Source organism: Dyella koreensis, assembly GCF_044904565.1.
GTDB lineage: Bacteria > Pseudomonadota > Gammaproteobacteria > Xanthomonadales > Rhodanobacteraceae > Dyella_D > Dyella_D koreensis.
The window spans coordinates 243,693-268,735 of the sequence record NZ_JADIKD010000012.1; the positions used below are offsets into that span (position 1 = coordinate 243,693).

At 63.8% G+C, this 25,043-nt stretch carries 5 protein-coding genes (1 of these 5 only partly in view); 3 read left to right on the forward strand and 2 right to left on the reverse strand.

Annotation, left to right across the window (positions count from 1 at the left end; all coding sequences use genetic code 11):
- Positions 1-19,005, reverse strand: partial view of a tandem-95 repeat protein gene (locus ISS97_RS16325; protein ID WP_379983551.1) — the beginning only. The gene continues 19,014 nt to the left of window position 1, outside the view; only the first 19,005 of its 38,019 coding nucleotides appear in the window; its start codon is at positions 19,003-19,005; its stop codon lies beyond the left edge, outside the window.
- A 135-nt stretch (positions 19,006-19,140) separates the two neighbouring features.
- Entirely contained in the window at positions 19,141-19,911 is a 771-nt protein-coding gene (locus tag ISS97_RS16330) for an efflux RND transporter periplasmic adaptor subunit (RefSeq protein ID WP_379983550.1), read from the reverse strand.
- A 577-nt stretch (positions 19,912-20,488) separates the two neighbouring features.
- Between ISS97_RS16330 and ISS97_RS16335 the strand changes: the two genes are divergently transcribed.
- The 3 genes from ISS97_RS16335 (at position 20,489) to ISS97_RS16345 (ending at position 24,936) form a co-directional block, all read left to right on the forward strand.
- Positions 20,489-21,523 (forward strand): patatin-like phospholipase family protein, encoded by a 1,035-nt coding sequence (locus tag ISS97_RS16335; protein WP_379983549.1) that lies wholly within the window; start codon positions 20,489-20,491, stop codon positions 21,521-21,523.
- 160 nt (positions 21,524-21,683) lie between these two features.
- Positions 21,684-22,580, forward strand: a complete 897-nt coding sequence (locus ISS97_RS16340; RefSeq protein ID WP_379983548.1) for a bestrophin family protein — start codon at positions 21,684-21,686, stop codon at positions 22,578-22,580.
- Positions 22,581-22,629: 49 nt separating this feature from the next.
- On the forward strand, positions 22,630-24,936 hold the full coding sequence (locus ISS97_RS16345; protein ID WP_379983547.1) for an FdhF/YdeP family oxidoreductase: 2,307 nt from the start codon (positions 22,630-22,632) through the stop codon (positions 24,934-24,936).
- Positions 24,937-25,043 lie beyond the last annotated feature (107 nt).

Here is a 25,043-nt window from a genome sequence, read left to right on the forward strand (position 1 = left end):
GACGTCGAAGGCGTAGCCCGGCGCGAGGTTGAAGCCATTCGTGTTGAGCGTGCCATCCAGCGACGCCCACGGGATATCCGTGCGCGGCACGGTCGAGCCGGTCTGGCCGTAGGCCTGGTTGTTGGCGGGCGAGCCGCTGACGTTGCCGAATGGCGAGCCGCCCACGTTGGAGCCGAAGATCGCGTAGGGCAGGTTGAGTCCGTCGATCAGGTACTGGTTGTAGCCCATCTCGACTGCGCCGACGTCGAAGCGCACATAGGGCGTGTCGACGTTGGTCAGGCTCTGCAGCGAGACCGAGTAGGTGGCGCCGTCGCCCGGGTTGAGATTGCGCGGGCCGCCGATGCCAATGGTGACGTCGTCTTCGATGCCGCGTTCCACCAGGTAGCGATTCGCTTCGGTGACGCTCTGGCCGTTGGGGTTGATGACGGTGACGTCGTACAGGCCCAGCGGGAAGCTGCGCGTGTCGAAGATGGCGCGGATATGCGTAGCGTCCAGCACCTGCCAGCGATCCGGCTCAGCCTCGAACACGCCGGGACGGGTGAGCTTGACCAGCGCGCCGGCCTGGAAGGCCGAGCCGTAGATGTCCAGCGTGACCCAGCGGTGAGCGTCGTCGCTGACGCCACCGTTGTCCGGCGTGACCTTGGTGATCGACAGCGGCAGCAGGTCGGCGCGCAGCGTGACCGGCACGGCGTTGCCGCTGCGCGAGCGCACCAGGATGTAGTAGTCGCCGGCGAGCGTGCTGGGGATCACTGCCTGCTGGTCGGCCGACGAGGCATTCGTGTACGCCGCGTCGTAGGCGTAGGTGGTCGGGATATCGCCGTAACGGATGTACAGCTCGTTGTCGCCGCTGGCGGCCAACGCGTCGAGCATGACGCGCAGGGTCTGGCCGGCCGCGACGGTCACCTTGTACAGCTGCACATCACCGCTCGATAGCGTCGTTTGCAGCGGACTGGCGATGGCGAGCGGTGGCACCTGGGTCTGGATGGTGGCGGCCGAGGCGGTGAGGTTGTTGGCCTCGCCCGGCGCCATCACCAAGCCGTTCGGGCCATAGCTGATGCCGCCTTCGTACACTTCGTTGTACAGATCCGGGCGCACGATGATGCGCCAGTGGCCGTCCTTCAGCGGCGGCAGATTAGCGGTGAGTTTGCCGCTGTAACTGGCGCCACCGGCGAGATCACCGTTGTGGCTGACCTTGCCGAGCAGGATGTCGTCGAGGCCCCAGACATTGTCCATCGACAGATAGATGGCATCCGTCCACTGGCCGTAAGCGGGGTTGGTGGAGTCGTTGATGATGGTGTAGTTCACCGTCACCGAATCGCCGACCTTGGCCTGCGGTGGCACGGTCACGCCGGTGACCTTCAGATCCGCTGGCGGCGGCGTCTGCACCAGCATCGGCTGTACGGCGGCGGTGGCGTTGTTCTGGTCCTTGCCGAACTCCATCACCTGGCCATACGGGCCGGCACCGAAGGCGCGTGCCGGATCGGTGATCACGAACACGTAGTACGGGCCGTCCAGGTCACGCGGCGCGGTGACGGTGAAGTGCCCGTCGTAGCCGCCGCCGGCCGCGAGGCCGCCGCTATGGCCGAGGTAGCCCAGGTAGCGGTCCTGGTTGACGTCCAGGAAGCGGTCGCGCGAAAGGTAGATCAGGTCGTTCCACTGGCTCTGGTCGCTCGGCGTATCGCCGCCGGCGTTGGTGACGTGGTAGTCGACGCTGAAGCTCTGGCCGGCGACCACGGCGGCCGGCGCATTGACCACGCTCACCTGCAGGTCCGGCGGCGTGGCAAGAGCGATCGGCAGTGCGATCGAGGAAACGTTGTTGCCTTCGTTCTGGAACTCCAGCACGGCGCCCGGGCCGTTGCCGATGACCACGTCCAGGCCGTCGCGGATCGAGCTGGGTTCGCTGTAGTACCAATCCTTGGTGGTCGAGGTGTCGGCCTTGACGATGATGTTGTAGTTGCCGCTGATCGACTGCGGCAGGTGGAACGTGGCCGACATCGTGTACGACTCGCCCGGCTGCAGAAAGCGCGGCTTGCCGTTGGCGTCGACGAGGGAGACGCCTTTCACGCGGCCCGGGTTGTCGTAGAGCGAGCCTTCCACCAGCGGGTAGTCGGTGGGATCGAGTGACGTATCGTTGGACAGATAGACGCCGTCGTTCCAGTTGCTGACGCGGGTGGCGCGGTTGCCGCGGTTGGTCACTACCCAGGTGACGGTGATCAGGTCGCCGGACTTCGGTGCCGGATTGGAGACCTGGATGCTGTCGATCTGCAGGTCGGCTTCGCGGTAGGTGATGTCCAGCGGGCTGCCGCCGACGTTGTTGGTGTTGGCGCTGCCTTCATAGACCGAAGTCGCGTAGAGGTTGAGCGGCCAGCTGTTGTCGCCGCCGCTGAGAATCTCGTCGGCGGCGCGCGGCGGCAGGCCGGAGCTGTCGGGACGGGCGCTGTCGGTGATGACGTAGATGTAATAGCGCCCGTTGGTGCCCGCCGGCAGCGCCACGTTGACCGTGGTGGTGTAGCTGGCGCCGGCCGCAAGGCCGTTGGTGTTCTGATGCTCGAACCGGCCGAGCGCGATGGCGCGGCTGGGGATAAAGGTCGGGTCGGTGCTGATGAACACCGAGTCCTGCCAGCTGACGGTGCCAGGCCACACGGCCTGGCCGAAGTTGGTGACGGTCCAGCTGATCGGGGTCAGTTCGCCGGAGTAGTTCTGCGGCTGCACCAGTACCGCCGTCACTTGCAGGTCGGCCGGATGCGGGATGACCGCCGCCGCGTACGGCGTGGCGTTGTTGTTCTCGTTGAGCTCGCGTACCTGATTGAGCGCGTCGGTCTTGACGATGATGTAGCTGCCGACGATATCGGGCGCCAGTTGCACGGTCTGATTGACCGTGTACTTCTCGCCGTTGTTGAGCGTGCGGTTCTGCGTGTAGCTGCCGAGGGTCCAGACATGCGTGGCCTTGCTCAGGTCCGCGTTGTCGGCCACGTAGATGGTGTCGGTCCAGCCGCCGGTGAACAGGTCGCCCTGGTTCTGCACGGTATAGCTGAAACTGAGCGGGCCGCCGGCATCGATCGTCGTAGGCGCGTTGACCTGGGTCACCACGAGGTCGGGCGGGGTGATGCCCAGCACGCTGATCGGACGGCCCTTGTAGTCGTTGTTGTCGATCTGGTACTGGTCGTCATAGTTGATATTGGCCGCCAGCGTGTCTTCCAGGATGGTGCTGTAGGTGTTGGTCCAGACGGTGATGTAGTACTGCCCGCTGAGCGTGCCGTCCGGGATGGTGACCTGCATGTCGCCCAGGTAGTCCTCGCCCACGGCGAGGTTGCCGGTATGTACCATCGAGCCCAGCAGCACGTCGCCCTTATTGGCGCCTGGGCGTTTCGGATCCTTGGCCAGCCACACTGTGTCGGTCCAGCTGTTGACGTCTGCGGTGAGGCCGCGCGTGGTGGCGCTGCCGAGATTGCTGACCTTGTAGCGCACGTCGATGGTGCCGCCGTGCACGGCCTGGTCGGGCGCAGTGACACCGCTGGTGACCAGGTCGGAGAACGGCACCGGGTCGATGTAGAAGTGCACCGCCTTGAAGTTGTTGCTGTCGTTCGGGTACTCGTCGACGTTGTTGTCGGCGTCGGCCACCACGATCAGGTACGCGTCGCCAGGGAACCGGATCGGGATGCTGATGCTGCCGGTGATGTTGGAGTAGCTCTCGGTAGGCGCTAGCGCGCTGCCGTTGTCGAAGGTGCCGACCAGCTGGTCATCGCCGCTGAGCGTGCCGTCGTGCGACAGGTAGACCTTGTCGCGCCAGTGGCCGCTGGCAGGCACCGGGCCCAGGTTGGTGACGGTGTACTGGATGCCGACGTTGGTGCCGGCGGTGACGTGGTCGGGGATGGTGACCGCGCCCACCTGCAGGTCGGGGCGCGGCTGCAGCGCGACCGGCGTCGGGTTGCTGGCGATCAGCACGTTGTTGCTGCCGGCGGCGCCGTACTCGTACACCTGGGCGCCGTTGTTGCTGCCGAAGTTGGCGTTGGTGACGATCTCCAGGCGATACAGCCCTTCGATCTTCGAAGGCAGGCGCAACTGCTCCGTGCGCGTATAGCTCAGGCCCGCCCCGAGCGGGCGGTCATAGGTGAAGCTGCCCAGCACAATGGGCGCGCCGCTTCCGCTGGTCGGCACCAGCTTGACGGTATCCACCCACGGGCCGATCGCGTCGGCCTGGCCCTGATTGCTCACCGTCCAGGTCACGTCGGCGAACGTGCCTTCGAGCAGGCTGCCATCCGCGGCCTGGCTGTCCGGCGAGGCCGGCGCGATGCTGGCCGACTGCACCACCAGGTCGGGCGAGGGCGCGAGCGTGACCGGCACGGCCACGCTGTGGCCGACGTCGTTGTCGCCGTAGACGAACTCGAACGGTCCGCCGGTGCGCACGTTGAGGTAGTAATTGCCTGAGAGGCCGTTGGGCAGGGTGATGCCGATGCTGCGCGTGTAGCTGTCGTTCACCGCCAGCTGACCGATGTGGCTGGCGCTGCCAAACTGCGCGATCACGCCGGTGCCGTCCGGGTTGGCGCTCAGCCATACCTGGTCGGACCACTCGGAGCTGTCAGTGATGCCAATGCCCTGGTTGCTCACTGTCCAGGTCACCGTCAGCGGCTGGCCGCTGACCGGCGTGCCCTGCGCAAGGACGGATTGCACCTGCAGATCCGCATACGGCTTGGGCATCACGTCGACGTTGTGGCCGAGCAGGGCCGTGTCGTCGGCGGTGTTGCCGTTCTCGAACACCTGGTGCGCGGCGTCGGTGACCACGAACAGCTTGTAGCGGCCGGTGGTGCCCGGCGGCAGCATCACGCTGAGCGCGCCGTTGTAGCTGGCGCCCGCGGCGAGCGCGCCGTTGTGCGCGACCTCGCCGATCACGCGGTCGTCGCCGTTGCCCAGCACGCCGTCGGTGGAGAGGATCACGCGATCCACCCACTGCGAGGTGATGCCCGCGCCGGTGCCGTTATTGGTCACCGTCCAGCTCACGTACAACGTGGCCGGATCGGCGATCAAGGTGGCCGGCGCCTGCACGGCGCTCACCGCAAGATCGGCGTAGGGCGCCAGTTGCACGGTCAGCGCCTGCTGGCCGTTGTTGTTGTCGCGCGAGTGGTCGTCCAGTACGCGCGCCGCGTCGGTGATCACCACGAACTGATAGTCGCCGCTGGCATCCAGCGGCAACTGGATATCGGCGAACGCGTCATAGCTGCCGTTGGTGGCCAGCGGGCCGCTATGAGCGACCTCGGCCACCTTCTGCATCGTGCCGTTGTGGGAGAGGAATACCTGGTCGACCCAGTTGCCCGTTGCGATGCCGCCAAGGTTGGCGACCGTCCACTGCACGTGCGCGGTGCTGCCGGAGAGCACCAGCGTCGGTCCGCTGACCGAACTGACCGAGAGGTCCGGACGCGCCACGATCACGGTGGCGGTGGCGGAGGTGACGTTGTCGTTCTCGCCGTTGCGCTCGTAAATGGTGTCGTCCGCGTCGGTGCGCACGACGAAGGTGTAGGTGCCTTCGGTGAAGCCCTGGGGCAGGGTAAAGCTGATCGTGCGCGCCACGCTGCCGCCGGCCCCGAGGCCGTCGGTGTAGAACTGGCTGCCTACTTCGATCAGGTTGCCCTTGCCGTCGTCCAGGTAGACGCGGTCACGCCATACCGTCGTGACATCGGCCGTGCCGGTGTTGTGCGATACGTAGTTGACGCTGACCGTATCGCCCGGCCGCATGGTCGCCGGGCCAACGACGTCACTCACGGTGAGGTTGGCCGACGGTGCCAGCGTGATGTGCAGCACCGTGGCCGTCACGCCGGTGTTGTTGCTGGTGTGGCCGTTCTCGGCGACGGTGTTGTTGAGGTTGGTGTAGACCAGCAGGTAGTAGTCACCCACCAGGTCGCGCGGCAGGGTGAGCGTTGCGTTGGCCGTGTAGCTGTCGCCATTGGCCAGGATGCCCGCATGGGTCACCGAGCCCGCCAGCACGATGTCGTCGGCCGACGGCACGCCGGTGCGCGACAGCACGACGCGGTCGTTCCACAGCGCGAGATTGGTCGGCGCATTGCCGGTGTTGTTGACCGTCCAGCTGACGTTGACGTTCTCGCCGCTGAGCGCGGTGGACGGCGCGCTGACCGACACCACGCCGAGGTCGGCGTACGCCGCCGCCACGTTGATCGGCTGCCCGGCGCTGGCGTTGTTGCCGCGGGTGTCCGGCTCCAGCACTTCGCCATCGGCGTCACTGCGTACGGCGATGTAGTAGTGCCCGTCCGGCAGGTTGGGCAGGTTGACCGTCGCGCTTTGCGCGTAGCTCTGGCCTACCGCCAGTGCACCAGTGTGGCGCACCGTGCCGATGATGATGTCGTCGCCGTTGCCGATGATGGCATCGGTGCTGAGCACGATGACGTCGTTCCAGGCGTCGCTGGTGGCGGCCTGTCCGTGGTTGGCGACGGTCCAGTTCACCGTGACCGGCTGTCCGCCGATACCGGCGGGCGGCACGCTCGCGCTGTCTACGCGCAGATCGGCATAAGGCACCGCCGCCGAAATCACGGCGGTGGCGGCGCTGTTGTTGGCCTCCGCATCGTGCGTCAGGTTGGTTTCGTAGAGCACGCCGATGCCTGCGGCGTTCTGGTCGGTGGTGACCATGATGTTGATATTGCCGGTGCCCTTGAGCCCGTCCGGCAGGCGGAAGGTAAAGCTGCGCAGGCGATAGCCGCCCGGGCCGATGGCGCCGTTGGCCTGTCCGTTGGTGATCGCGGCCGGGTCGTACACGATGCTCGTATCGAGCAGGATCAGGCCCGAGTCGGCGCGCTTGAGGGTGATGCGGTCGTTGAACGCGGTGCCGGTAGCGCTGGCACCCTGGTTCCAGTCTTCCCAGGTGATGGTGACCAGGCCGCCGGCTTGCACGCCGGTGCTGGTGACCTGCAGGTTTTTCACCAGCATGTCCGGGCCGACCGCCTGGTCGATCTCGGCGATGTTGTTGCTCTCGCCGGTACCTTGCGCGTTGGATTCGGGAATCTCGCCGAGGCTGTCGGCAATGACGCGGATGGCGAAGTTGCCCGATGCATCCACGCCGTCGGGCCAGGTGAAGCTGGTTGCGCGCTGACGGCTTGCGCCGGCGGCGAGAGCGCCCTGGCCGAGTGCATCGCGCAGCACTACGGTGGCGACGACCTTGCCGGTGGACAGATTGCGTACTTCCAGCGTTTCGCTCCAGGCGTGGGCGACGTCGACATTGCCCTGGTTGCTGGTGGTCCAGCTGACGTTGACCGTCTGGCCGGGCTGGAAGGCACTGGCCGGTTGTAGCGCCAGGTTCTGTACGGTCAGGTCGGCGTACGGCGACAGCTGCACCGTGACATGCGTGGTGGCCGCGTTGTTGCCTTCGGCCGTACCGCTGGCATTGCTTTCCTTGATGACGTTGTCGGCGTCGGTAATCACCGTGATGCTGACATCGCCGGCCGCATAAGCGCCGTCGGGCAGACGGATCTGCTGATGGCGTGTACGCGCGTCGCCGTTGGCGATGGCGCCGTTGGCGGCGTCGCTGGCGTCATACGGCACCGTGACGTCGGCCAGAATCACGCCGGTGGCGGCATTGCGCACCACGATGCGGTCGTTCCAACTGCCACTGGTGGGCAGGATGCCCTGGTTGGCCACCACCCATTGCACGTCGATGGTCTGCCCAGTCTGCAAGGTGCCCGACGGACTGATGGCGACACTGGTAACTGTCAGGTCGGGCGCCGGGTTGACCACCAGCGTATCGAGGATCACCGGCGGGTTCTCTGGCACCGTCACCAGGCTGAAGCTCATGTTCACCGGTGTACTGAAGTTGTTGTTGGGCATGCCCAGAACGAGCGTGTACTGACCCGATTCGGCCAGCGTGCCCAGGTCGATGCCGGTTCCGTTGAATTGGTAGGTCCAGCGATTCTGCGTACTGTCCCAGACAGAATTCATCGAGCCGGAAGACTGCGCGCCGAAGACTACACGGCCGAGCGGGTCGAGCAGCGTCCACTGCGGCGGATTGGCGTAGTTAGTCGATGCCTGGCCCGGCAGTGCATCAAGGAAATAGTGCACGCCAGCCTGTGCGTTGAAACGGAACAGCTGCATGCCGCCTGGCTTGTCGATGGCGGTATTGACTGGTGTATCGGCCGTGATCGGCGTCGCCTGCGACGGATCGAGCACGCGGAAACTGAAAGGCGCGGTAGACGTGCTGTTGTTGTAGACCGTCAGCTCATAGTCGCCCGCCGCCAGCAGGCCAGCGAAGTCGTAGAGATAGTAGTAGTCGTAGTAGTTGCCGCTGTTGAAGCTGGTGTCGAACACCGGCGTGCCGCCGGGGCCGTCCAGCCGCCAGCGGGCAACGCCGGCGACGCCGAGGCTATCGAACGCATAAACACCGCTTGCGCCGATATGCAGGCTGTAGTGCAGTGGCGCACCGGCGGCAGGCAAGTTGCCACTGACCACGGTGTTGAGTGGCAGTGCGGTCGGTTGCACATCGAAGGCGAAGCTATAAGGGATGGTGCCGCTGAGGTAATAACCCGGCTGGTCGATCACCAGCGTGTAGCTGCCCGCCGCCAGCGACAGCGCACCCATCGTCGTACTGAGATTTCCGGTGGCCACGACGTTGCCGTACGAGGACACCAAGTGCCAGCGGAGATAGTTGGTGCTGTAGTTGTTACTCAGATTGGTGAACGAGAAGGTGCCGGCCTGGGCGACGTCGACGTGGTAGGCGACCACTCCCACCGCGGTATCGAAGTTGCCGTTGACTACCGTATCGGCGCCGAGTGCCGGTGCCGTCGCCAGATCGCTCAGCAGGAAATTGAAATTGCGCGCATAGGTCGACCCGTTCACGTCGGTCATGCGCAGTGTGTAGGTGCCCGCGCCGGGCACGATCAGGGCCCGGTTGGCTTGGCTCGGATTGAACGAATAGAGCAGGGTGCCCTGGCTGTCGTACAGGTCGATCCTCACATAGGGATCGCCCGTGGCGGCGCTGGCAAACCACAGGCTGCTGGCCTGGCTGACTTGCAACTGGAAGGCAGCCGAACCGTTCTGGATATTCGCCGTGGTGACCTGGCCGATGGTGAGCTGCTGCAGGCTGTGCGAAATATTCACCGTGAAGGTGAACGACTGCGCCGCGCCAATGGTGTCGGCAGAGGTATCGCGCACAAGGTAGTAACGCCCGGTGCGTGGAAGATTGTTGAGCGAACCACCGGCAGCGACTTGTTGCAGTGGCCGGCCGAAGGCGTCGTAAAGCATCCACGTAGAGGCACTGTCGTTGGTAGCCAGCGAGATCGTGTCGCCCTGGCTCGCATCGAATGCATAAATGTTGGCGGAGCCCGGCGTGGCGCTGTCCGTAGTGAGCGTGCCGTTGCTCAACACTGCGGCCTTGCTCAAGTCGAGCAGGCGCACGCTCATGTTGGCGTAGCCGTAGGGCGCGTAGCCAAACACCAGCTGATAGTCGCCCGGTTCGAGCTGGAAGATATTGCCGCCAGACCCGGCATTGGCGTTGGCACTGGTGCTGTAGATCACCTGGCCATACTGGAGGATCTGATAGTTCACATAGCCGCCCGACGCGATGTAGCCGGCGTCGAACATCAGACGTGTGGTCTGGTCCAGATGGAAGGCGTAGGGAATGTTCTGCTGCGGCGCGAGCCAGCTGCCGATATCGAACCGGGTAGTCGGTGTGTTGAGCGTGAACTGGAACGACACCGGCGTGGTGTCAGTAGCTGCGACAGCGTTCCACACCAGCAAATAGCGGCCAGCCGAAAGGTAGAAATCGCTCACGTCGGTCAGCGAGCCGCTGCTGACCCGGTTGCCGTTGTAGTCGAGCAGAGTCCAGTTACCGCTCAGTGTGCTGCCAGCCGGCGGCGTGAGGTGAATCTGCTGGTTAGTGCCGTCGATGGCATAGATCAGCTGCTGGCCCGGAGCGAGGCTGGCCGATACCGGCTGATCCATCGTCAGCACCGGCGCCTGGGCCACGTCGCTGAGCAGCAGCGACAGATGACTGGCATCGCTGCCCTGCGCGCGCACGCTCAACTGGTACGTGCCCGCCTGAAGCTGGACGGCTGACGGATTGAAATTGCCGGCGCTGACGTTGCCGCCACCGAACCAGGTATCGAGCTGGGTAAGCTGCCAGCTGAAGCCGTCGCCGCTGTTGTCCAGTGCGTTGATCAGAACACGCGTGTCCTGCGTCAGCGTAAAGGTATAGACATGCGTGCTTGCCGGACCGGTGGTGTCGAGCACCAGCGGCTGCTCCAGCGTCACGCTGCCCGCGGGTTGGGGCGCGGTGGTGCTGAGGGTGTAATTGAATGTGGTTGGAGCGGAGGCATTCGACGACCACACCAGGTAATACGTACCGTCCGCAGCAAACGCGGGCAGGGTGTCCTGCGCATCGGACACATCGCTGTACACATCGTTGCCATTGGCGTCGTACAGATCCCAGTAGCCGTTGGTCGGCACACCATCCTGCGGCAGGAAATACAGGCGCTGGCCCGCCTGAGCCTGGAGCTGGAAGGCTTTAACCTCGCCGGGCGCGAGCGTGACCGATAGCGCCGTATCGGTAGCGACCTCCGGGGCGCTGCCCATCGTGTTGAACAACAGGCTGAAGGCAACGTCTGGCAATGCGCCTTCGCCGCCCTGGGGCTGTTCGGTCACGGTGACGCGGTAGGTGCCGGGCATAAGCTGCATTACCTGGTAACCATTGCCCAGGTTCATTCCTTGCACACCCGGCCCGCTGAGCGTCGCTTGTATGCCGTTACCCTGTACAGGCATCCGGATGTAAACCAGTTTCGGCTGGTCCAGCGTGATCGAGTAGATGCGCGTGCCGCCGTTGGCGGGTATCGCTGCCTGCATCTCCTGGTCCAGGCTGAGCGGGGCGGCGGCGGCGATGTGGATCAGAGAGTCGGTCGGGCCATTGCCGCCCGACGCTATGACGTACCAAATCTCGTCGACATCGGCGTGCAGGGTGCGGATTTGATCGGAGCCGTAGAGATAGTCGCTTCCCAATACCGAGAGATCGGGGCGATAGATGGTGTACTGCGTGTAGGGTTGGCCGGTGATGAAGTAATCCTTGCCCGCCTGCACATGAAGGGCATAGATGTTGGCTGTGCTGGGCACATCGAGCGCATCCTGCGCGACACTGGCCTGCGCCTGCGTGATCACGTTGAAATCGACATTGACCGAACCGTCGACGGAGGCGGCCAGCTCGAGCGTGTAATCGCCCGCGCCGAGCAGGGTGGTGCTGAGCTGGTCGTCGCCCGGGTAGAAACTGTTATTGAGCCATTGCCCGCTGGCATTGCGCAGCACCCAGTTCACGCCATAGCCATCGCTGTGCGCGCGCAGGCCAAACAAGGTCGTTGCGTCGAGATGGAAGGTATAGGCGTGTTGGCCGGTGCCGCTGAAGGAGAGCGCGTAGGCCTGATTCAGTACCAGAGGCTCGGTCGGCACCGCGGGCTGGTTGCCCTGGCTGACAACCGATGTAGTGAACGTGGCGGTCAGTGGCGTGCTGGCGTTGATGACCACCAGCACATAGTGCCCGCCCTTCTCGAAAGTCACCGACTGGGTGGCGCCATTCTGGTCGAAGTAACTGGACGCGATCTGGTTGTTGTTCGGATCGAGGATGTACCAATACGCCTGCGCGGACGAACCGCCGGTCGACGCGGCAAGCGCCGTCAGGTTGAGGACGTCGCCAGCTCCAGCGCTGATGCTGGCTGTCTGCACATCCTTATTGCCGGCAAGATCCAGCGATACGGTATGGCCGGCCGACAGATCCGCGCCCTTGTCGAGATCGGTCAGCGTGAAATCCACATCGGTCGACGCGCCGCTGCTGCCGGTGTTTCCGGCGCCGGCAGCAGCGGCGAATGTAGCGCCCTGGTTGCTGTGGGTGCGCTGGAAAAGATGTAGCGTGAAGCTCCCGGCGGGAAGCTGCAGCACCATATTGTTCCAACTGCCCAGGTAACCCTGGGCCCAGGTATGGCCTTGGGCGTCATTGACGATGTAGGAAATGTTGTCGCTACCGTTGTACGGCGACGCGAGCATGTAACGGCCCGCCGCGGCGGTCGCGAAAGTGAAATCGGCCAGGTAGCCGTTCTCGGGCTGGAGCGAGGCGGTCTGTTTCTCGCCGATGGTCAGCGCGGCGGTTGGAATGGCGGCGGGCGATGCCGACACGGTGTAAGCGATGGCGTTGGTGCCAGGAACCGTGCGGTAAAGCACCAGCGTGTAATCGCCGGCCGGCCAGATCTGGGTCAGGTTGTCCCCGCGGAACTGGCTCGCGTAGAGGTTGTTTGCACCGTCGTAGATGTACCAGCCCAGTGTGTCGGTGCCGGTCGAGAGCGATAGCGGCGAATGCCCGTTGCTGGTGAAACGGAAGCTGGCCGTCGCTTGCGTGGCAGGCAATTGCCCCTGCACAGGCGCGCCGATCGTTATCGGCTGAGTGGTGCTGGCGTCCACCAGTGCGAACTGATACTGGGCGCCGGCCTGCCAGCTGCTGACGCGGATGTCGTAAGTGCCGGCCTGCAGCGTATACAAGTCGCCGGTCCGATCCGGGTAGTAGAGCTGCCCGTCGCGATAGAACTCGAAGTTCACGTTGCGCTGAGTGGACAGCAGGGTCAGTAGGAACGACGTATCGGTGGAGACACTCAGCCGATAGCTGTGCCGCACGCTGGGATCGTCGCCCAGCGTGCCCTGCACTACACCGCCCGGCTGGATCACCGGCGGCGTGACCGGCGTGGCGACAATGTCATAGCTCACCGTGCCGGAGTCGGCGCTATGTGCTTTCAGCACAAGCGTGTAGTTTCCGGGCGGCAGCGTGTTGATATCGGCGTCGCTGGCATCGCTGCCCTGGGCGACCGGATTGCCATTCTGGTCGAGCAGGCTCCAGCGCAGGTTCTGGTTGTTCTGCACGCCGAACGAGAGGTGATAGGCCGAGGCCGTCGCAAGCGATAGCCGCAACATCGTGGCCGCATTGCCGTTGGCAAGGGTCCCCGCGGTATCGGGCGTACTCATGTCCGCAGCCAATGCCGCATTGAGCAGCTGGAAGGCGAAGTGGCTGGCATCGCCCAATCCGCGCACCCACAGCTGGTAACTGCCGGCGTTATACGCGTGGGTGTAGGGATAGCCGTCCTCAGCGTCGTTCTGGCCCGACTCGCCTTGACTGGCGTTGTACCAATTGGGCAATTGGCCGGCCGGGACGATGCTCCATTGGATACCGGCATCCGAGTCGATGTTGTGCCACTGGAGCAGGGTGTACGCGTCCAGGTTGAAGCGGTAGACCGCGAGCGGAGTTGTGGCCGAGAGTGCCCCGGCGACCTGATCGTTGAAAGGTGTGGCGGGCAGCGGCAGCGTTTGCGCCGACACAGTGAACGGCACGCTGGCATCGATCAGGGTGCGGCTCACCATCAGGGCATAAGTGCCGGGAGGAAGCATCGGCGTATCGGTGCCCACACCGGCATCGGCCAGGCGGTTGCCTTGTGCATCGAACAGGGTCCAGCTCACATCGGTCGCGCCCTGGGCGTCGAGCAGAATGCGCAAAGCGGCCGGCGACGACAGTTCGTAGCGATACAGCGTGGCGCCCTGGCCGGCGGCGAGTACGCCTTGCGCCTGGTCTCCGAACACCGGCGCTGCGGCTGTGTCGAGCGTTTGCAGTCGATAGGTGGCGTTGTCCGTTGTCGCAGCGATGGTCACCACGTAATCGCCGGCCGCCGGCATGTTGTCGTAGTAGCTGCTGTTCTGGTCCTGCCAGGGCGCGTTGTCGCCGCTGTCGGCCCGCGCGATGCGCCAATGGATGCCTTGCGACCCGAGGTCGTGCAGCAATTCATTGAAGGAGAGCGTCTGGGTGAAGTTCATCGCCAGGCGATAGCTGGCGACGTCGCCGGCGAGAGCCAGCGAGCCGCTGAGCGTCGTGCCCCAGCTGAGCAGCGTCGGCGGCGGTGCGGCGGCCTCGCTCGGGGTCAGGGTGTAGCTCGCCGGCGCGTTGCCGTCGATCACGATGTAACGGCCGAGACCGGCACGCACGCTCGCTGCCACGACGCTCGACGCCATCGCGCCACTGGTGGACAACACAAGCTGGCCAGCCGCATCGAACACACGCACGATGACGCCGGCCGCAGCGGCTGTGTCCACCTGCAGGCTCAGCGACGATTGATCGAGGGTCGCCGCAATGTGATAGATCAGGGCATGACTGTCGGTGATCGACACCGCCGTGGCCTGGCCCATGGGCAGCTCGGTGGCGGTCGCGACATCGACGATGCGCACGCCATAAGCGCCCAGCGAATTACTATCGCTGGCCTGGATCTCCAGGGCATATAGACCCGGGCCCAGGCGCACCGGCGCGGCCACACCCAACTGGCCCGACTGCACCACCGCACCGCTGGCATCGCGTACCAGCCAGCGGGCGTTTCCAGCCAGGCCATCCACGACAAACATCGAGGGTGTCGCGACCGAGATCGCGTAGATATCCGGCACGCCAACGATGGCAAGGTTGCCCTGCGCATCGACGCCCGCGCTCAGCGTTGCGGTGGTTGGCGTGACCACACTGGCGTCGTAGGTCAGATCGACCGGCGCGGTATTGGCGATGTCGCCATCGAACAACAGTATGTAGCGGCCATCGTTTGGCAGCTTCAATGCGAGATCGATGCCGCCGGTCAAGGCGGAAGAGGGCAGGATCACATTGCCCTGGGCATCGAGCACACGAACGCGCACAACACCGCCCTGCGGCGCCGGCACGTGCAGCTTGAGATAGTCACCTGCATGCGCCTGGATGGCATAGGCCACCGACGCGCTGCCGGTATCCATGTGCAGGGCCTGACCATTGCCTGAAGTCAGCGCGACGGCGGCACTTAGATCCAGCAGGTTGAACGCATAGGCGCCTGTGGCCGCGCCTTCGGGCACCACGGTCAGCCGGTAGTGGCCCGCGGCGAGCAGCGCAATGAACGGATTGCCGGAGGCGTTCTCGCCCTGCACGAGCGACTGGCGATTGACGATCAGTCCGGTGGGTCCGATCAACTGCCAGTCGATATCGGGGCGATTGCTGAGCGCGTCGAACAACACGCGCGTCGGCGTGGCCAGGTCGAAGTTGTACTCGTAGCGCCGTGCGATCGCGTCGATAGTCCCGGTTACCGGCGTGCCGGGCGTCATGGCAAGCGCCGTGGTGATCACGTGGCGCAGCGTAAAGTTGCAGTTGCTGTCGGGCTGGCTCGAGTACGGGTTGTACCAGCTCAGCACGTAGGTGCCAGCCAGCAGGTGGAATGGATCGGCCGCGATGTTGTTGCTGCTGCCGTTGGCGACCACGGTGCCCTGCAGGTTCTGCAGCGACCACTGGGCGTACTGCTGGTTCGGTGGCACTTCCATGGCGTAGTCGCCGTCGGCGCCAGCCGTGAAGGTAAACGGTGTGGACTGGCCGTTCTGATGAAGCGCGGCAGTGGACGCCTGATCGGCGGGCAGCGCGGTCATCGACGCGGTGTCGATCAGGCCGAAATGGAAATTGCCGGTGGAGAGATCGGTATAGGCGACCGTGAGGACGTAAGTGCCTACCGGCAACGAGAGCAGGTTGCTGTAGCTGTTGCCAAAGCTGCGCTGCGATGCCTCCTGTCCGCGCGGACCGATCAGGCTCCACTGCAGATTGGACTGCGCGAGCGGCGTGTTCATCAGCAAGGTGCCGGGCGCATCCAGCGTGAAGCTGTAAGAGACGGTCTGGCCCGGTTGCGTGATGGTTCCGGCGATGTCGCTGCCAAGCGTCAGCGGTGCGGACACCGTGCTGCGCTTGCCCAGCGTGAAGGTAAGGGCCTGCGTCAGCGGTGGGTTGTAGTAGTTCTGATAGGGCGAGAAGACCAGCAGGTATTCGCCCGAATAGGCCGCGAGGATGTCGCTGGTGTCGTAATAGTTATAGGCCGAGCCCTGCGCGACGACCGTGCCTTGCGGACCGAACAACTGCCAGTTGGCGTTGTAGTTGACGCCGCGACGGTCGGCAGCAAAGTACAGGTGATCGCCAGCGCTGGCGTTGAAACGGTAGATGGTGGTCTTGTCGCTGGCGAGGCTGGTCTGCGTGGCTGTGCCGATGCTTAGATCCTGCGCCACGTCGCGGTTGAGCATGCGGAAGGCATAGCTGGTGGGCGTGTCCTGCACGTTGCGCAGGAACACCGTGTACTGGCCGGGTGGGAAGAGCACGCCCGATGCCGTGTCGTAGGACATCTGCTGCCAGTTGGTGATCGCGCCCGTGGCCGAGCGCACCAGCCATTGCACATTGCTGGGCAAGCCATTGGTACCGGCAAGGCTGTCGAACATCAGCACCTGCGGATGATCGACGGTGAAGGTGTACTGGGCCAGGCTCTGGCGCCCGGTCAGTGTGCCGGTGGCCACGTCATTGAAGTTCAGCGCGGCAGTGGTGACGTCCTGCTTGCTCAGGGTGAAGGTGTCGTTCGACGAAGCGGAGCCGTCGTAGTACTGGCCCATGTCCAGCAGGGTGTAGGTGCCGTCGGCCGGAATGGCGAATTGATAGCCCGGGTTGTTGCCCGATTGCGTGTTGATGACCTGGCCTTGTGGGCCGATCAGGCGCCAGGTGGGCTGGTAGTAGCCGGTAACGCGGTCTACGTTGAGTACCAGTGTCGAACCGGCGGTGGCCTGCACGCGATAGCCGACCGTCGCATACGACGGCGTCCGGTTGGCGACCGTTGACTGTCCCAGTTGCAGCGAGGGCAGGGTGGCCAGGTCGGTCACGCGGAACGCATAGGCGCCATTGCCCACGCCATAGCCTTGCGGTGCACCTTGCACCGTCAGTGCGTAGTCGCCTGCGGGCAGGGTGAGCACGCTATCGCTGCTGTTGGACAGATACGACTGGTTGAACTCCGTGCCGCGCGGGCCGCGCAACGTCCAGAGGGTGTTGTTGCCACTGGTCTGGCTGTCGAACAGCAGCTGGGTATCGCCAGTGAGAGTGAAGCGATAGGTCTTGGTGGCGTCCCAGGTCGCCAGCGTACCGGCGGTGGTGCTGCCCAGACTGAGCGGGTCGCCTGCCGGCAGCGGCGCGGGAGCCGTGTTGCTGACGTGATCGACGCGCTCCTGGAAATTCACCGCGGCGGTGTTGGAGACGTCACCTTCCACCAGCAAGGTGTAGTTACCGCCGAGTGCCAGCGAAAGGTTGCCGCTGTCGTACGACAGTGAGGAAGCGCCCGCAACGACGCGACCAAAGCTGTCGTAGAGGCGCCAGGTGGCCGAGCCGCCGGTGACCCCCATGCTGTGCAGGTTGATGCTGTCGCCGGCCGCCGCGTTGAACTGGAACGCCATGCTGGAGTTGCCCGGCGACAGCGTGCCGTTGAAGGCGGTGCCTTGCGTCGCTGCGACCGCTTGCGACAGGTCGAGCAGGTTGAACGCATAGGCGCCCGTAGCCGCACCATTGCCTTGCACGGTGAGCGTGTAGTCGCCCGCAGGAAGCACCATCACACTGTTGTTGTAGTAACCCTCCGAATAGGCCATCGAGAGGCGATTGATTTCCTGCCCACGCGGACCGCTCAACGACCACAGCACGTCATTGCGCGAGGTCAGGGAGTCGAACGCCAGTTGCGTTGCCGCGGCCAGATGGAAGCTGTAGACGGTCGATTGACCGGCCAGCCCGATGTTGCCGCTGACCGCGGTGCCAACGGTCAGCGACGCGGCGATGTCGGGGACGAGATTGAGCTGGAATCCGTAGCTGACGGCAGCAGTGGCGCTGTTGCTGTCCACGCCGTCGAGTACCAGCCAGTAGTCTCCGCTGGCGGCCACCGTGTAGGTGTTGCCGGCCTGTCCGAGCGTGCCGTTACTCACCTGCGCGCCATAAGGATCAAGCAGGCGCCAGTTGGCCGAGCCATTCGAAGGTGATGAGCTGCTCAGGCATACCTTCTGGCCCTGCGACAGCGAGACCTTGTACAGCGCCGATCCGCTCGGGTAATCGAGACTGCCGGCAACGGTGCTGTTGGTGGAGAGCGCTTGCGCGGATGCGCCGGTGAGCAGGCGGAACGGCACGCTGCCCAGCGCGCCGTTGTCCATGTTGATCGCCAGCGTGTAATGGCCGGCGAGCAGATTCATGCGATTGGCGTTATCGCCGTAGGCAGCGTTGTGGCGGGAAATCACCTGTCCGTAGGGGCCGGTCAGCGACCATTCGAAACTCGCATCCGACAGGCGGTCGAAAATCGCCGGCGTCGTGGTGGACAGATCGAAGTCGTAGTACGCCGTTTGTCCCGGTTGCGTGATCGCGGCCGTGGCGGCCTGATCGAGCGCAAGCGTGGCGTGGGTGTCGGTAACCGGGCTGAGGTTGAACGAATAGCTCAGGGGCGATGCGTTGTTGGTATCGCCTTCGACCAACAGAAGATATTCGCCGCTGCTCTTGAGTGCGAACGTGTTCTGGTCGTAGGCCAGGTTGTTGACGCTACCTTCCTGCCGCCCATACGGATCGATCAGGCGCCAGTAGGCGTTGCCGCCGGTGGTAGCGCTGACGCCGCCGCTCTTGAAATAGAACTGTTGGCCGGCCGTGGCGTTGAACCGGTACACGCTGGTCTCGTTGCCCTGGATCAGCGTGTCGGACACCGAGGTGCCGGGTGTGAGGTTGGCGGCCGCGCTGGCATCGACAATGCGCAACGCGTAGGCGCCGACGGCGTCGTTGAGACCATCGACGGTCAGCGTATAGGTGCCGGCGGTGAGGTCGAACGCCGGCAGGCCGCCGCCGCCATCGGCGGAGAACTGCTTGTTGGTGACCACCGATCCGTTCGGGCCCGAGAGCGACCAGTTGATATCGTTGCGGTTGGTCAGGCTGTCGAACACGACACGCTTGGTGTCCTGTACGGTGAATTGGTAATGGTTTTGCTGGCCGGGGGCGTCGAGCGTGCCGCTGATGGATAGCGCGGCGGGGTTGACGTCGCCCGAGAGCAGAACGCGCGGCTCGAGTGCTTCGAAGCGTATGGCGGGTGTCGCCGGGGCCGAGGGCGCTGCCGTGTCGGCGCGCTCCGTCGAGAGGTTTTCCAGGGAGACCTTACCGTTGCCGTTGCTGTGCGACTGTTCCATGTTGCCCTCTTGGCGAGCCGTCGGCGCATCAATGGCCGGGCTCTCAGCGTTGAAAGGTGTCGAGCTTGTGTCGTTGCCTTGAAACCATCAGCGATCGGCGCGCTGGCGCTGACCGTCACATCCGTTATGCGCGAGTCACTGCTTGCCCAGGCTGGCCTTGCACTTGACGCCCGATGGGACGTCCAGCCCGGGATTGGGCAAATCCATGAACACCACAAAGGTGCCGCTGGCCGCATCGATGATGCGATCCACACTGACGACCTTCGCCGTGTACGGCTTGCCCGGCTGTATTTCGGGAACCACGTTGGCGGTCATGCCGACCGCCGCTTCGCCGAAGGCGCGCATCGGCATGACGACGCGGATGCGCAGGGGATTGAGTTGAGCGAGCTTGACGATGGCGTGCTTGGTGGCGCCCGGCTCGAAGATCTCGCCGGGCCACATCATCTGATCCACTACGACACCGTCGAAGGGACTGCGTATCGTGCGAAGATTGAGCTGGCTCGATTGCTGGACGTACTCCAGGTGCGCCACCTCGCGATTCTCCTTGGCCACCAGCAGTTCGGCCTGCGCTTGCTTGAGCTCGCCTTCGGCGTCGTCGCTGTCCTGCCTGGACATGAGTTTTTCCGCCGCCATATCGCGACGCCGGTTGTATTTGCGCTGGGAGAATTCGATCTTGCTTTGCGCAAGCTGGCTCGGACCGGCCAGTTGTGATTTGTAGCGGGCGAGATCGCTCGCCGCTTGTTCGGCATGCGATTCGAGCGAGGCGAGCACCTGGCCATGCGTCACGCGGTCGCCACGCTTGACCAGTACGCGATCGATCAGGCCGGCCACGGGTGCGCCAAGCTCCACCGTTTGCGTGGGCTCGATCAGGCAGTCATAGCCAGCCGCTGCCGGCAAGGCCAGCACGTGCGTGCTTGCGACGGAAGCGATGGCGCCCAGAACCAGAACGCAAGTTCTTCGGGCGTGTAGCCGTGCGCCATGCTGTCCCAGAACCAGTCTGGGCAGAAGAGTCATTCCATTGTCCCCTGTTACACGGTTTGCGGCGGAGCCCCCTGACTTCGCCCTGCGAAACCGCGCAGCGAAAATTATCGGTTCGCCGCAGTACTCACAAGGAGTATTTTTCGCAAGTAATTGCGAAGCGAGAAGGAACAAACACTTCCGATGCGCGGCTCGTGCGGCGGGTGAGCAAACGTCTAGATGAGCTGCCTTCGCAGCCGTGCTCGTCGAGCGCCGTTCGCGAGTGTTCCTGCGCGTCATCGGGGGCATCGTCGTGTATGTGGCACCCGATCCAGAAATAGATAGATCCGGATCTGCCGCATCAATCACTGGCCGAAGTGATGCCGCGCTTGATCGCGGAACAGGCATCGAATGCGCCTGACCCACTGCCTCGAGATCAAAGACATAAACGTCACATGCCCGGGTGCAGATTGCGCGCTCTTTGCGCGCCGTGTTGAGCAAGCCCATTCACCAAGGGAGTGATGAGATGGCCTTCAAGATACTCAGTTGCGATGGCGGCGGCATACGCGGATTGATCACCGCGTTGCTCATTCAGGACCTCGATCAGAAATTCCAGATCATCGCCGGCGCCGACGGTTTTACTGGCACCTCCACCGGTGGCCTGCTGGCACTCGGTTTGGCGAATGGCGTTCCCATCGCGCAGATCGTCGACGTCTACTTGAAAGAAGGGGCAACGGTATTCACCCCGAATGGGTGGCTGCTGACCCAGGACGAAAAACAGCAGGTGAAAGAGCCGGAAGCGTCCTCGATCGAGGAGTTGGGCAGCGGGCCGGGCTTTTTCTCTTGTCAGTATGTGAACTCAGGTTTGAAGAAGATCGCCAGGACATTGGTCGGCGATGCACCGATCGCCTCGGTAAAACCCTTTGTCGCGGTCAACTCCGCGCGGCTATGGGATGAAGCAGGTCGTCGCTGGGTCCCGTGCACCATCTCCAATGGCCCGAGCAATATCTATCGCAACATCAGCATGACCGACGCCGCATTGGCGACCTCCGCCGCACCCACGTACTTTCCGCCGCACCGCGTGGCCGGAACCGGCTATGACTTTGGCTACTTCGCGGACGGAGGCGTCTTCGCGAACAACCCATCCATGACGGCGGTGACTGAAGTGCTGTACCAGAAGTTCGTGTCCAGCCTGGCGGATATCCGCGTGCTTTCGTTGGGCACGGGCGATAGTCCGCAAGGCATTCCGCCAGCCGCCGTGTCGGACCCATTGAAATGGGGTGTCACGCATTGGCTCTATCCATGGAGTAGCGGGCCCGGTGGTGTCGTGCCGGCGATGGCGTTACTGAACCTCACTATGGATGCCACGGCGGAACTGGCGGACATCCAGGCAGGCGAGATGCTCGGAGCCAATTATCGGCGAGGCAACGTGCCGCTCCCGAAGCCCTACGCGCTGGATGACTGGAAGAATGTCGACGAACTGGTCAAGGCGACGAAGGCACATATGGCTACGCCCGCATGGCAGGGCGTCTGCAACTGGGTAAAGCAGAACTGGCAATGAGTCGCGGCGGCCCGGATGCTCCCCAGCGATGGAGCCTGGGGGAACAAGCCGGCGAAGGAGCCAGGAAATGGGGCGGCTGAGATGCGATGCCGTGGCGGCTAAGTAGACTTGTTCGGGATCCGGTCTACCATCGCCGCCAGTACGCATCGAGATCCGCCAGATGATTGTCCGCCAGCAACCCTCCTTCAAAGACATTCTGTTTGCGATCCGCGGGTCGATCCTTCCGCGGATCGCGCGGCGCCTGGTGACGATTGCGCTGCTCAGCGTCGTGGCGATTCTTGCGGCCATCGAGCATCCCGGGATTTTTGCGAAGATCAGTGCCGTCCCGTTCACCCTGATCGGTATTGCGCTGTCGGTCTTCATGAGTTTCCGCAACAACGCTTGTTATGCGCGCTGGTGGGAAGGGCGGAGGCTGTGGGGTGAGCTGATCATTTCCTGCCGCTCCTTCGCGCGGCAGACCTCGACACTTGGGGAGAAGGATCGGCGCTTCCTCCTGCGTAGCCTGTGCGGATTCGCGGCCGGGCTGACCGCGCGTCTTCGCGGCGATGACGAGCCGGCGGCGATCGCCTCGTGGTGCACGCTTGATAACGTGGACAAAGCCCCGAATCCCACCAATGAGGTTCTCAACCAGGTTGGCAAGTACTGCCTGACGCTGATGCATCAGGAGAAGATCGGGGCGATCCACTATTCGGTGCTGGAGAAGCAGCTTGCCCAACTGTCCGATGTTCAGGGCGGATGCGAACGCATTGCTTCGACCCCTGTTCCATTCACCTATTCGCTGCTGCTCCACCGGACGGCCCTGATCTTCTGCATCACGCTTCCGTTCGCGCTTGCGGGTTCGCTGGGCTGGTGGACGCTGCTTCCTGTGCTGCTGGTCGCCTATACGTTCTTCGGCCTGGATGCGCTCGGCCATCAGCTTGAAGCTCCTTTCAGCCTGGAGCCGAATGCGCTCCCGCTCAATGCGATGCAGCGCATCGTCGAACGCGAGATGCTTGGGCTGCTCGGCGAAAAGGAGCTTCCGCCGCTGCTTGAACCCCATAATGATGTCTTGAGTTGAAACCAGCGGGCCATGCGGGTTCGAGCTGCTTTTCCGGAATGATGTGACGATGACTGAGCGCAAGCCTCCTCGATACAAACCCTACAACCAGCCGGCAGGTGGCTGGGGCGCGGCTGCGGCGACGGCCAAGGTTCTGCTTCAACAAAGCGTGGTCGCCAAAGGATCGCGTGCGCTGCTCGACATGAACCAGCCGGGCGGCTTCAAGTGTCCGAGCTGCGCCTTTCCGGATGCCGAATGCACCAAGAAGCTGGAGTTCTGCGAGAACGGCGTCAAGGCGCTGGCGTTCGAGGCGACCAAGTTCCGCATCACTCGCGAATTCTTTGCGAAGCACACAGTCACCGAGCTGATGGAGCAGTCGGATTACTGGCTCGAAATGCAGGGCCGACTGACCGAGCCCATGCGTTACGACGCCGCCACGGACCATTACGTGCCATGCGGCTGGGACGAGGCGTTCGAGATGATCGGCCGCCATCTGCGCTCGCTCGAAAGCCCGCATCAGGCCGAGTTCTACACGTCGGGCCGCACACCCAACGAGGCTGCCTTTCTTTATTCCATTTTCGTCCGGGAATTCGGCACCAACAATTTTCCGGACTGCTCGAACATGTGTCACGAGCCCACCAGCCGCGGACTGGCTCCAGCGATCGGGGTGGGCAAGGGCACGGTCGTGCTGGAGGACTTCGAGCACGCTGAAGCCATCTTCGTGATCGGCCAGAACACGGGCACCAACTCGCCGCGCATGATGACCCACCTGGTCGAGGCCCGGAAACGCGGCGTGCCGATCGTGGCGGTCAATCCGATGCCGGAGCGGGCGTTGATCCGCTTCACGGAGCCGCAGGATGTCGTGCAGATGGCGACCTTCGGCTCTACCGCTATTGCCAGCGAATTCGTCCACATCAAGATCGGCGGCGATCTGGCATTGCTGAAAGGCATGATGCGGGTGATCTTTGAGCGCGAAGCCCTGGGCGAGCAGGTCATCGATCATGAGTTCATAAGCCAGCATACGGCGGGACTGGAGGCGCTTCGCGACGAGGTGATGTCCCAGTCATGGGGCGACATCGTCCGGATCTCCGGTCTGGAAGAAGCCCAGATTCGCCGCTGCGCCGAGATCTATATCCGTTCGCGCGCCACGATGATCTGCTACGGCATGGGCCTTACCCAGCATCAGCAAGGCTCGCGCCTGATCCAGCAGGTGGCGAACCTGTTGCTGCTGCGCGGCAACTTCGGCAAGCCGGGAGCGGGTATCGCGCCGATTCGCGGGCATTCGAACGTGCAGGGCGACCGCACCGTCGGCATCGACGAGAAACCGTCCCAGGCCTATCTGGATCGCGTGCGCGATGTCTTTGGTTTCGAGCCGCCGCGCGAGCATGGCCACCACACCGTCGAGTCCATCGAGGCGATGCTGGATGGCACGGCCAAGGTTTTTATCGGCCTCGGCGGCAACTTCGTCCGTGCGGTGCCGGACACCGAGCGCTCCTACATGGCGATGCGCAAGCTCGCCTTGACCGTGGGGATCGCAACCAAGCTCAACCGGGGTCATCTGGTCCACGGCAAGGATGCGCTGATCCTGCCGGTGAGCTCCCGTTCGGAGTGGATCCGCACGTCGGCAGGTGAGCAATTCGTCACCATCGAGGATGCGATGTCCAATGTGACGGCTTCCCGCGGCGTACTGGATCCGCCCAGTGCGGACGTCATGCCGGAGGTGGAGATTGTCTGCCGCATGGCGCGCGCCACCTTGCCGCACAGCAAGCTGCCGTGGGAGAGCTATAGCCACAACTACGACCTCATCCGCGACAAGATTGCCGAGGTGTATCCCGCGATCTACAGCGAGTTCTCGGAAAGGATCAAAAATCCCAAGGGCTTCCACCTCGATGTGCCGCCGCGCCGTCTGGTCTGGCCCACCCCGAATGGCAAGGCCAATTTCCTGCCGCTGCCGGGGCTCGAGGTCAACGCTCCGGTGGCCGATCCGTGGATGCTGCGGTTGGCGACGGTTCGTTCGCACGACCAGTTCAACACGACGATCTACAGTTACAGCGATCGCTATCGCGGCGTTTATAACGACCGCATGGTGATCTTCATGAACGAACAGGACCGCGTTGCCCGCGGTCTGGAAGAGGGCGCCCGTGTGGCGCTCGAGACCATCAGCGAGGACGGCATCCAGCGGCGCGTGGACGGGTTGACCATCCTCGATTACCCGATGTCACGCGGCGCCATTGCGGGGTACTACCCCGAGCTGAATCCACTGTTGCCGCTCGACTACTACGACAGGATCAGCGGCACGCCCGCCGCCAAGTCCATTCCGGTGCGCGTGATGGCCGAGCGCTTGGAGAGCGTCTCGCAAGACGTCAAAGATTCGTAGTAGGTGCGTTATCGCGACCTGGCCGCTTATGCAGCGGGCATGTCGGACGCCTGCCGGCGCCCGAGTTACTTTCTCTTTGCTGACCCAAAGAGAAATGGTCTAGAAGA